The 12,923-nt window shown below is 71.9% G+C and carries 1 protein-coding gene; it reads right to left on the reverse strand.

The features are described from left to right. Positions 1-12,923: non-ribosomal peptide synthetase/type I polyketide synthase (locus HV826_RS34475; protein WP_176421272.1), on the reverse strand; the 12,923-nt coding region annotated here is incomplete at both ends.

A 12,923-nucleotide genomic window follows, 5' to 3' on the forward strand; every position in this document is an offset into this window, starting at 1 on the left:
CCGCCCCCACCCCCATGGCCCTCAAGTGGTGCGCCACCTGGTTGGCCCTCGCCTCAAGCTCCCGGTACGTCAGCCGCTCCGTCTCGAACGCCACCGCCACCGCGTCCGGCGTCCGCTCCACCTGCGCCTCCATCAGCGCGTGAATCGTCGCCTCCGACGCGGGCGCAAGCTCCCGTCCCTGGAAGCCCTTCAGCACCTGGCGGCGCTCGGCCTCCGAATGGATGGCCACGCGCTGCAATGACAGGTCTGGCGTGACGATGACGGCCCGGGCGAGCTCGATCAGATGGCCCGCGAGCCGCTCCACAGTGCCGACATCGAAGAGGCTCGACGCGTACTCGAAGCGACAGAACAGGGTGTTCTTGCGCTCGACGATCTCCAGGCTCAGGTCGAACTTGGAGGTATCCGCCTCGATGCCGAGCTGGCTCAACTTCAATGATTGATGCGCCACGTCCACGGTGGGCGTGTTGACCACGTTGAGGACGGCCTGGAACACGGGCGTGCGGCTCTGGTCACGCGGCAACTGGAGCGCTTCGATGATGCGCTCGAAGGGCGCGTCCTGGTGCGCGAACGCATCCAGTGACTGGCGCTTCACGCGGCCCAGCAGCTCCCGGAACGACGGTGCTCCCTCCAGCCGCGAACGCAGCGCGAGCGTGTTCACGAAGCAGCCGAGCAGTCCCTCCACCTCCGGCCGGGAACGTCCAGCCGTGGGGATTCCCACCGCGAAGTCCTCCTGGCCCGCAGTGCGCCCCAGCAGCGCCTGGAACAGCGCCATGAGCACCATGAACGACGTGGCGCCCTCGCGCCGCCCGAAGGCGAGCAGGGGCTCCGACACGTCGACGGGCAGCTCGAAGCGGAAGCTGCCGCCCGCATATGACTGAATCGCGGGCCGGGGCCGGTCCGTGGGCAGCTCCAGCGCGGGGACAGCCGTGAGCCGCTCCTTCCACCACCGGACCTGCTGCTCCATCACCGCGCCTTCCAGCCACTGGCGCTGCCACACCGCGTAGTCGGCGTACTGCACCTCCAGCGGCGGAAGCGGCGAGGGGATGCCCGCGCTGAAGCAGGCGTAGAGCACCGACAGCTCGCGGCCCAGCACCAGGGTGCACCACGCGTCGGAGATGACATGGTGCTGCATCAAGCTCAGGACGTGCTCCTCCGGCCCCAAGCGGAGCAGCACCGCGCGCCCCACCGGGCCCTTCTCCAGATCGAAGGGAATCGCCCCCAGCGCGGCGCACCGCCGCAGCATCTCCGCTTCACGCGCCTCCGCTGTATCTCCGGGGACGTCCTCTACGGGTATCGGCAGCGAGCCCTCCGCGTGGATGACCTGGACCGCGCCGTCTTCCGTGAGCTGGTACGTCGTGCGGAGGACTTCGTGCCGCTGCACCACCTCGTTGAGCGCGGCCTGGAGCGCCTCGACGTTCAACGGGCCGGTCAGCCGGAAGCTGGAGCCATTGTTGTACGCCGTGCTGCTCGGATCGAGCTGCTGGAGGTACCAGAGCCGCTGCTGCGCGAAGGACAGGGGCAGCGGCCGGTTCCGGGACACGCGAGGAATCGCGGAGGGCTCGGGTTGCAGCATCGGCGCGGGCACCGAGGGCGCGGGGGGCGCCTTGGGCTTCGGCGCGGGGGCCTGCACCTTGGGCGCGGCGGGCAGGGTGACGTGCTCCACGCGGCCGTCCACGCGGAGCCGCGCGTGCCTCCCGGTCCGGAAGAGCCGGGCCTCACTGCTCGACGGGTGCTGCACGAAACGGCGGCGCTCCTGCTCATTGGCGCGCCACAAGTCCCAGGGGAGACCAGCCCCCTCCAGGGCCAACTCACCGACGACCCCGGGGGGCACCGGCAATCCGGCCGCGTCCAACACCCAGGACTGGAGCCCTTCGGGGATACGCGCCGTCGGAGGCCGTGGCAGCAGGCCGCCCTCGCTAGCGGCACCCGCGAGCAGGACCTCCGTGCCCAGGTTCCGGTGCAGCGACAGGGCCAGCTCCGCGGAGGCGCCGTCCAGGACGAGCGCGCCCACGGGCTCCAAGGCCTCGCGGGCCTGCGGCAGCTCCACCAGCGTGCGCGCCAGCCGCGCCGAGGCATGCAGCAGGACGGCGCCCGACTGTCGGGCCAGCGCCAGCAGCTCGTCCACCGCGAGCGTTCCCTCCGCTTGCCGCTGGACCTTCCGCTGCGAGGCGTCCTGCACCAGCCGCTCGCGAATCGCGGTCAGCCGGCGCAGGCCCTCCAGCACCACCGGCGTGTCCAGGCCGAAGTCGATGAGGCAGGCCACCTCGTCCACGTCGGCTTCCCGGACGTGGAGCAGGCGCTGCACGCCGCTCTCCACCGTGCCGATGAGGCCGGTGCCCTTCGCGTGGTGCTCGAAGGTGTGTTCCAGCAGGGCGTTCACGTCCTCCTCGGACACCTTGTCGATTTCGCCCTGGTAGCCCTGCGCGGCCAGCAGCGAGGCGGAGATCTCCGCCGAGCTCCGGAAGTAGCCCAGCAGCGGCTTGCGGACCGTGCGCAGCACCTCCTGTTCGTCATCGCCGATGAACGCGTGCAACATCAGCGCGACGTGGCCACGGCCCGGGTGCCCGTTGCGGCGCCAGGCTTCGCGGTAGAGCGCCACCTTCTGCTTCAGCTCCTCCAGTGACTGCGTGAGCAGACCAGTGAGCACGCCAGCGCCCACCTCGCCGGCCAGGCGGAACGTCTCCGGGCTGCCGGCGGCCGTGAGCCACACGGGCAGGTCCTTCTGGACGGGCTTGGGCCGCAGGCCCACCTCCACCGTGACGCCGCCGCCACCCGGACGGCGGAGCTTCTCGCCTCGCCAGAGGGTGCGGATCGTCTCCAGGTTCCGCAGGAGGACGTTGCGGCGATCCTCGTAGTTCTGCGGAGCGAAGGTGAAGTCCGCCACGTGCCAGCCCGTCGCAATCGACAGGCCCACGCGGCCTCCGGAGAGGTTGTCCACCACGGACCACTGCTCGGCGACTTGCAGCGGGTCATGCAGCGGGAGGACGACGCTGCCCGAGCGCAGGCTCAGGTTGCGAGTGATGGTGGCCAGCGCGCCCGCCACCACCGCGGGCTGGGGATAGAGGCCGCCGAACGAGTGGAAGTGCCGCTCCGGCGTCCACACCGCGGAGAAGCCGTTGGCGTCCGCGTACTTCGCGCCCTCGATCAACAGCTCGTACTTCGGACCGACGAGCGAGTCTTCATCGTTCGCGAAGTAGATGAGGCTCAGGTCCATCGCGCCCTGGCGCGGACCGCCGCCCTGGAGGACCTCCCACTGCGCCGTCACCTGCTCGGACGGGAACGTCACGGTCAGCCCGCGTGACAGGGCCCACAGGGCCTCCAGTTCGGGGCGCTCCGCCGAGGACTCCGCGGCGGCCACCCAGGTGGCGCCTTCCGCGGGCCGCAGCCGCTTGTCGAGCGCGTCGAAGAGCTCGGTGAGCCCCTGGTGCACCAGGGCCCACGGCGACTGGTTGGCGCCCACGGGCAGCAGCCACGCCAGCGCCTCCGGGGCCGGAGCGGGGTGCTCCGTCTGGGCACCGGAAGACTCCAGCGCGTCCTCTACGTGGAGCACCCGCGCCGCGTCCAGCCGGGCGGCGGTCATGAGGCCTCGCCACGTGATGAGCACCGGCACCCGGGCTCCGGACGACGCGAAGTCCGACAGGCGTCCCAGGTCCGTGGGACCCACGGCCACGACGGCGCCACCGGCCTCCAGGACACCCCAGAGGACGGCCAGCTTCGCGGGGGACGGCTTCAGGCAGACGGCGACGGGCTCACCGGGCTGCACGCCGAGCGCACGCAGCCGAGCGGCGACGTCGCGCGCCCGCTGGGCGAGGTCACTCCAGGTCCACGACGTCGCGCCCTGCATGACGGCGGTGGCTCCCGGCTGACGGGCCGCGCGCTGGGACAGCCGCGTGGGAATCGGCGTGGAGACGGGCCGGGGCAGGGGGGCGGGCCACGCGCTCCGGTCCGCCTCCGTGGCCAGGGGCAACCGGGAGATGCGCTCCGAAGGCCGGGCCAGCGCCGAGCCCAGCAACACCTGGAGGTGCTCCACCATGCGCCGGGCCGTGGCTTCGTCGAACAGCTCCGTGGCGTACTCCAGCGCGCCGCCGATGCGGCCGGAGTCATCTCCGAGCACCAGGGACAGGTCGGACAGCGTCGCGCCCCACTGCACCGGCGCGTCCGGCACCTCCATCATGGTTCCGCGGACACCGGTCAGCTCCAGCGCCGCGGCGGCTCCGCCCGCGGTGGTGTGGAAGACGAAGATGGTGTCCGTCAACCGGCCCCGGCCAATGTCCTTGCCGGGGATGAGGGCCTCCACGAGGTGCTCGAAGGGCACGTCCGGACGCAGCTGGACGTCGTTGACCTCCTGGCGCACGCGGGCGATCAGCTCGAGGAACGTCGGGTCATCCGCGAAGCTGGTGCGGAACGCGGCCGAGTGCGCCACGTACCCGATGAGCGGCAACAGCTCCGGCCGGGTGCGGTTGCCAATGGGCGTGCCGACGATGATGTCCGTCTGTCCGCTGTAGCGGTGCAGCAGCGCCTGCCACGCGGCGAGCACCATCATGTACGACGTGTAGCCCTCACGCTTTCCGAACTCCGCCACCTCGCGGGACAGCGCGGCCGAGAAGGACACGGGCATGCGCACCGACGTGAGCGGGCTCGTCGGAGGGCGCGGCCGGTCCGTGGCGACGCCGAGCTGCCGTGGCATGGCGGCGAGCTGCTGACGCCACCAGGACTCCTGCTCGGGGAGGCGCCCCTCGGCGACGACCTTGCGCTGCCATGCGCCGAAGTCCGCGTACTGCACGGGCAGCGGGGCCAGGGGAGACGGACGTCCCTGCTGGAAGGCCGCGTAGCACTGGAACAGCTCGTGGATGAAGATGGAGATGGACAGCGTGTCGCTGACGATGTGGTGGATGTTGCCCAGCAGGATGTGCAGGCGCTCGTCGAGCCGGACCAGCGTGGTCCGGACGACGGGGCCCTTCACCAGGTCGAACGGCTTCGCGGCGTCCTCGCGCGCCAGCCGCATGGCCTCGGCCTCGCGGTGCTCGGGGGCGCCGGTGAGGTCCACGCGCACCAGCGGGATGTGCATCCGCGCGTGGAAGCGCTGCACTGGGCGGCCGTCCACCACGTCGTAGGTCGTCCGCAGGGACTCGTGGCGCTGGATGATCTCCTGGACGGCGCGCTCCAGGAGGACCGCGTCCACGGCGCCTTCCAGCCGCAGGACGAACGGGATGTTGTACGCGGACAGCCCCGGCAGGTGCTGCTCCAGGCGCCAGACGCGCTCCTGCACGAAGGACAAGGGCAGGGGCTCGCTCCGCGGCAACGGGACGATGGGCAGCTCGCGCGAGGTCTCCACGGCGGGGGCCTGACGCAGCAGGGGCTCGATGCGCTGCGCGATGCCCGCCACGGTGGGGGCCTCGAACAGCGCGGCCAGCGGGAGCTGGACGCCGAACGTGGACCGCACCTGGTTGAGGAGCTGCGCGGCCATCAGCGAGTTGCCGCCGATCTCCAGGAAGTTGTCGTCGCGGCCCACGAACGTCATGCCGAGCCGCTCGCGCCAGAGCGATGCCAGCCGCTCCTCGATGTCGCCTCGGGGCGCATCTTCACGCTCTGGCGTGGCGGCGGGCGCGGGCGTCCCCTGGGCCTGATGCGGCGACGTGGCCTGCGGGGCCGCGAGGCTGCCGTGGGCCTGGGGCGGAACCGAGGCGCCATTCTGTCCGCCAGGCACGTGGGCAGCGGACTGTGTGGCGCTGGGCGTCGCGAAGCCCGCGGACGCCTGCGCCAGCGACGTGGACGCCGCAGGCTGAGCCGCGCCGGGTGTCGCGAAACCGCCCGGGGACTGGAATGACGCCGCGACGGCAGCCGCGTGCCCCGCGCCATTCGCCAGCGCGGAAGTGGCGGTCTGCGCCGGCCGCGCCGGTGCCTCCACCCAGCACCGCTTCTCCTGGAACGGATACGTCGGCAGGTGCAGGCGCAGCCGCTGTTCGTGGCCGTAGAAGACGCTCCAGTCCACCGAAGCGCCCAGGGTCCACAGCTCGCCCACCGAGGTCATCAGGCTCGCGTGCTCCGTGCTCGTCCCGCCACGGCGCAGCGTCGCCACCGCCTTGACCCGCGCCTTGTCGCGTCCCAGGCAGGCACGCACCAGCGGCGTCAGGTCCTGCCCCGGGCCGACCTCCAGCAGCAGGCTGCATCCCTCTTCGAGCAGGGCCCCCACGGCGTTCGTGAAGCGCACCGGCTGGCGCATCTGCGCCGCCCAGTACTCTGGCTGGGCCAGCTCGTTCGCCTGGGCCCAACGCCCCGTGACGCTGGAGGCATACCGGAGCGTCGGCGCATGGCGCTGGAGCGAGCTCACCACCTCCGCCAGCGCAGGCATCAGCGGCTCCACGTCCGCCGAATGGAACGCATGCGGCGCGGGCATCCGCACGGTGCCCACCTCACGGCGGCGCAGCTCCTCCTGAAGCCGCTCCACCTCCGCGACGGGTCCGGCGACGACGCAGCGGTCCGGCGCGTTGATGGCCGCCAGCGACAGCCGCCCCGTCAGCAGCGGCAGCACCTGCGCCTCCGGCATCGCCACCGCGAGCATCGCGCCCGGAGGCATGCGGTGCATCAGCTCGCCGCGCGCCACGGCGAGCCGCATCGCGTCCTCCAGCGACAGGACACCGGACACGCACGCGGCGGCGTACTCACCGAAGCTGTGCCCCAGCACGGCATAGGGCCGCAGGCCCCAGTCCATCCACATCCGCGCCAGCGAGTACTCCACCGTGAACAGCGCGGGCAGGGCGGCGCGGGTGTCGGCCACCGCCGCTGCGTCCATCCCAGGCCCGGCGAACAGCACCTCGCGGACCCGCTCCCGGAGCGCGTGCTCCAGCAGCGCCAGGCACGCCTCCGCATGCGCGCGGAAGGCCGGCTCCGCTTCGTACAGCTCGCGGCCCATGCCCGCCTGCTGCGCGCCCTGGCCGGGGAAGATGAAGGCCACCCGGCGGCGGTTCACGTCGGCGTCCGTCACCTTCGCCGGCGTGTACGGCTTGCGCAGCCGCGCCGTCAGGTCCGCGGCGTCCCGTGCCACCACGGTGCGCCGGAACTCGAAGGCCTTGCGGCCCACGGCATGCGTGAAGGCCACGTCCGCCAGGGACAGGTCCGCGGCGTGGGCCTCCGCGTGTCCGGCGAGCTGCCGCGACGCCGCCTCCAGCGCCTCGGCGGAGCGGGCGGACAGCGTGACGACCTGGTGCGAGCGCGTGGTGGAGCCGCTGTGCGCCATGGGGGACTCCTCGAGCACTGCGTGGGCGTTGGTGCCGCCAATGCCGAAGGAGCTGACGGCCGCGCGGCGCGGCGTCTCGGTCCTCGGCCACGGCCGCAGGGTGGTGTTGACGAAGAAGGGGCTGGCGTCGAAGTCGATCTGCGGATTGGGCCGCTCGAAGTGCAGGCTGGGCGGCACCTCGCCGTGGTGCAGGGACAGCGCGACCTTCATCAGTCCCGCCAGTCCCGCCACCGTGTCCAGGTGCCCCATGTTGCTCTTCAGCGAGGCCAGGGCGATGGTGCCCCGGTGCTCGGCGCCCAGGCCGTAGGCGCGCTGGAGCGCGGCCACTTCAATGGGGTCGCCCAGCGGCGTCGCGGTGCCGTGGGTCTCCACGTAGCCGATGTCCTGGGCCCGCACGCCGGAGCGCGCGAGCGCCTGGGCGACGACCGCCGCCTGCCCCTGGACGCTGGGGGCGGTGTAGCCGGACTTGTAGCGCCCGTCGTTGTTCGTCGCCGTGGCCCGGATGACGGCGTAGATGGAGTCGCCGTCCCGCTGCGCGTCCTCCAGCCGCTTGAGGACCACGCACGCCACGCCGTTCCCGGACACCGTGCCCTGCGCGTTCGCGTCGAAGCTCCGGCAATGGCCGTCCGGAGAGAGGATCATGCCCTCCTGGTAGACGTAGCCGGTGCGCTGCGGGACGGCGATGCGCGTGGCCCCCGCCAGCGCCACACCCGAGCGGCCCGCCAGCAGGTTCTGACACGCGAGGTGGACGGCGACGAGCCCCGTGGAGCACGCCGTGTACACGAGGACGCTCTCACCGGTGAGCCCCAGCTTGAACGAGGCCTTGGTGGCCAGGCTCTCATGGGTGGCGGTGCCGTAGAGCTCGAACAGCGCCGCGCCGTCCAGCGGCAGCGTGGCGCGGACCGCGTCCTTGTAGCCGGAGTCGATGGCGCCCGCGTACAACGAGATGGCCTCGGGCGTGCGCTCCGGGTCGATGCCCGCGTCCTCCAGCGCGGACCACGCCGTCTGGAGAAAGAGCCGCTGCTGCGGGTCCATCCACTGCGCCTCGCGCAGCGACAGGTCGAAGAAGCCCGGGTCGAAGTCCTCGATGCCGTCCAGGACGCCGCCGGCCGGGACGAAGGCCGGGTGCTGCGACAGCTCCACGCCCTCGGGCAGGCCGGGCAGCCGCTCCAACTGCTCGGGGGTGAAGCGGGAGATGGACTCCACGCCGTCGCGCAGGTTCCGCCAGAAGTCCTGGACGGAGCTGGCACCCGGGAAGCGGCCCGACATGCCCACGATGGCGACCAGGCCAGAGCCCGAGGTGGGGTTCGCCTCGGCGTTGCTGGTTTCGGAGCCAGGCTGGAGCCGCGTGGGAGCGGCGGCGGGGGCCTCATCCACCTTCGCGTCGCGCTCCAGGACGGCGGCCAGCGCGTCCACGGTGGGGTGCTCGAACAGCCACACCACCGGCACCTCCCGGTTCAACGCCTCCCGCATGCGTTTGGCGATGCGCACCACCGACAGGGACGTCCCGCCCAGGTCGTCGAAGAGGTGGTCATGGAGGCCGATGCGCTCCGTGCCCAGCTCCTTCGCCCACAGCGCGGCGAGCTGCTGCGCCAGCGGGCTGGACGGCTCCACGAACTGGCCATCGCGGCCCGTGGAGGCGCTGTCCGGCGCCGGGAGCGCCTTGCGGTCCACCTTGCCGCTGGTGCTCAGCGGCAGCATGGGGAGGACCACGAAGACGGACGGAACCATGTACTCGGGGAGCCGCTGACGCATGCCCGCGCGCAGCGCCGCGACCTCCAGCGGCGCGTCATCGCGGCCCATGGCGTAGGCCACCAACCGCTTGTCGCCCGGGACGTCCTCGCGGACCACGGCGGCGGCTTCCAGCACGCCTGGCTGGGTGCGCAGCGCGGCCTCGACGTCCGCCAGCTCGATGCGGAACCCACGCACCTTCACCTGGTTGTCGGTGCGGCCAATGAACTCCAGCGTGCCGTCCGGGCGCCAGCGGACCAGGTCTCCCGTCCGGTAGAGGCGCGCGCCGGGCTGCGTGGCGAAGGGAGCGGGGATGAAGCGCTCCGCCGTGAGGTCCGGCCGCGACACGTACCCGCGCCCGAGCCCTTCACCGCCCACGTACAGCTCGCCGGGCACCCCCACGGGCACCAGCTGGAGCTGCGAATCCAGCACGTAGGCCTGCGTGTTCGAGACCGGCCGGCCAATGGGCACGGAGGCCCCGACCTGCGAGCCCTCGAAGGCCGTGTAGCTCGTGGAGATGATGGAGTTCTCCGTCGGGCCGTAGCCGTTGGAGACGGGGACTCCGGTGGTGGTCAGCGTGCGCCGCGTATGCGGTGCGGACAGGATGTCACCCACTACGTGGATGGCCCGCAGCTTCTTCAACAGGTCGGTCCGGTGCTCCACCACCTGCGAGAACAGGCCCGCGGGGAAGTGGATGAGCGTGACGCCGTGGCGCTCCACCACGCGGGACAGCGTGTCCAGGTCGCTGGCCTGCGCCTCCGGCGGATAGAGGACGACACGGTTTCCGTTGAGCAGCGGGAGCCACAGCTCCATCACCGAGCCGTCGAACGAGGCGGGCGCCATGACGAGCCCCGTCTCCCGGACGCCGAAGCGGATGAAGGGCTCGCTGTGCATGAGGCGCAGCACGCCCCGGTGCGGGATGCCCACGCCCTTCGGGCGGCCCGTGCTGCCGGACGTGAACATCACGTAGGCCAGGTGGTTCGGGCCCACGTCGGACACAAGCGGCGTGGTGGGCCACTCCGACAGGTCCGCCTCTTCCAGGAGCAGGGTGGGGAGCCCGCCATCGGGGAGCGGCAGCTTCGCGTGGTTGGCCCGCGACGTGAGCAGCAGCTGCGGTGGCGCATCCTCCAGCATGATGGCCAGCCGCTGCGCGGGGTACGACGCGTCCAGCGGCACGAAGGCGCCGCCAGCCTTGAGCACCGCCAGCATCGTGATGACCCACGCCGAGCCCCGGTCCAGGCTCACGGCCACGAGCACTTCCGTGCTCACGCCGCGCGACCGGAGCAGGTTCGCGAGCTGGTTGGCCCGCGAGTCCAGTTGCTCGAAGGTCAGCGTCTCGTCACCACACTCCAGCGCCACGGCGAACGGGCGCAGGGAGGCGTGCCGCGCGATGACCTCCGCGATGGTGCCGCCAGCGCCGTCGTACCGGGCCGAGGTGTCGTTCCACTCCTTGAGGAGCTGCTGACGTTCGCCCGGGGTGAGCAGCTCCAGCGTGCCCAGCGGCTGGTCCGGCGCCGCGGCTACGGACGCCATGAGCACGCGCAGGTGCCCGGCGAGGCGGGCCACGGTGGCGGTGTCGAAGAGGTCGGTGCTGTACTCGATGGCGCCGCGCAGACCTTCGGCGTCGTCCATGAGGACAAGGCCCAGGTCGAAGCGCGAGGTCGCGATGTCCACGTCCGCCGGCCGCAGCGTGAGGCCGGTGGCCCGCATCGGCCCCGTGGGGGTGTTCATCAGCGAGAAGAAGGTCTGCACCAGCGGATTGCGGCCCAGGTCCCTGCGCGGCTGGAGCTCCTCGACCAGCTTCTCGAAGGGCAGGTCCTGGTGCTCGTACGCGGCCAGGGTGGTGTCACGAACCTGCGAGAGGAACGCGCGGAACGAGTCCCGCGGACGGACCCGGGCCCGCAGCACCAGGGTGTTGACGAAGAACCCGACCAGGCCCTCGACCTCGCCGTGGCGGCGGCCCGCGATGGGCGAGCCCACGAGCAGGTCCTCCTGCCGGCTGTAGCGCGCGAGCAGCACCTGCCACACGGCCAGCAGCGCCATGTAGGGCGTTCCTCCCGCCTGCCGCGCGAGCGCGAGGAACGGCGCCACCACGTCCTGGGGCAGGTGGATGGGGTGGAGCTCGCCGAACTGCGAGCGCTGGGTGGGCCGCGGCTTGTCGGTGGGCAGATCCAGCACCTGGGGCGCGCCGGCGAGCTGCTCCTTCCACCAGTCCACCTGCGCGGTGAGCACCTTGCCCTGGAGCCATTGCCGCTGCCACGACGCGAAGTCCGCGTACTGGATGGGCAGCGGTGGCAGCGCAGGGCTTCGGCCCTGGGCGAACGCGTCGTAGGCGGCGGCGACCTCGCGCACGATGACGCCGAGCGACCAGCCGTCCGACACGATGTGGTGCATGGTCAGCACCAGCACGTGTAGCTCGGCGTCCAGCTTCAACAGCAGGGTGCGCAGGAGCGGGCCCGCGCTCAAATCGAACGGCTGTCCCGCCTCCGTGGCGGCCAACCGGCGCGCCTCGGCCTCCCGGTCGTCTTGGGGCAGTCCGGTGAGGTCCTTCAGCGGGAGCGCCTGGTCCGTCGCGGGGTGGATGACCTGGAGGGGGTCACCGTCACGCATGACGAAGCAGGTGCGCAGCGGCTCATGACGTCTGACGAGGTACTCCAGCGCGCGCCGCAGGGCCTCGGTGTCCAGCGCGCCTTCCAGCCGGACCGCTCCCGGCAGGTTGTACTGACTGCCACCGGGCTGGAGCTGGTCGATGAGCCACAGGCGCTGCTGCGCGAAGGACGGCGGCAGGTTCCCGTCGCGCGGCACGGGCCGGAGCGCTGGAAGCTGGGGCGCGCTGGCGCGCATGAGCATGCCTTCCTCGACGAGCTCGGTGACGCGGGCCACGGAGGGCGCGTCGAAGAGCGCGTTGAGGGACAGCTCCACGCCGAACGTCGTGCGCAGCCGGGAGATGAGCTGCGTAGCCAGGAGCGAGTGACCTCCCAGCGCGAAGAAGTCGTCGTGCAGGCCCACGCGCTCCACGCGCAGGAGCTCACGGAAGAGGGCGGCGACACGCTGCTGGAACGGAGTCATGCGCTCTTGAACGGGCGGGGCAGCGGACCCAGGGACAGGGGTGGCCACCGGCTGAGGCAGGGCCTTGCGGTCCACCTTGCCGTTGGGAGACAGGGGGAGGGATGGCAGCGTCACGATGGCCGTCGGCACCATGTGAGCCGGTAGCTGCTCGGCCAGCCGTGCCCGCAGCGTCGCTACGTCCGGCGCCGGCTCTCCCGTGACATAGGCCACCAGGCGCTGATCGCCCGGGGCGTCTTCGCGCACCAAGGCGACGGTATCGAGCACCTCGGGGTGGGCTCGAAGCACGGCCTCGACTTCACCCAGCTCGACGCGGAAGCCGCGCAGCTTCACCTGGAAGTCCGCCCGGCCCAGGTACTCCAGCGTGCCGTCCGGCAGCCACCGCGCCACGTCTCCGGTGCGGTACAGGCGCGCCCCCGGAGTGCCGCTGAAGGCGTCCGGGATGAAGCGCTCCGCCGTCAACTGGGGCCGCTGCCAGTAGCCGCGCCCCACCTGCACGCCGCCAATGTGCAGCTCACCCGAAATGCCCACCGGCGTCGGCTGCCCGTGCGTGTCCAGCACGTACAGCACCGTGTTGGCTACGGGGCGGCCAATGGGCACCCGGTGGAAGTCCTCGCCACGCGGGCAGGGCCAGTACGTGACGTCCACCGCCGCTTCCGTCGGCCCGTAGAGGTTGTGTACCCGCACCGGGGCGGGCAGCCGCGCATACGCCTTCTTCACCTGCTCCGCGCTCAGCGCCTCGCCGCTGCACACCACCCGCCGCAGGCTTCCCAACCCCTCCAGCCCTGGCTCCTCCACGAAGGCGCGCAGCATTGACGGCACGAAGTGCACCGTCGTCACGCCCTCCGCCTTCATCAGCTTCACCAGGTACGCCGGCTCCTGGTGCCCT

Source organism: Myxococcus sp. AM010 (assembly GCF_013372585.1).
GTDB lineage: Bacteria > Myxococcota > Myxococcia > Myxococcales > Myxococcaceae > Myxococcus > Myxococcus vastator.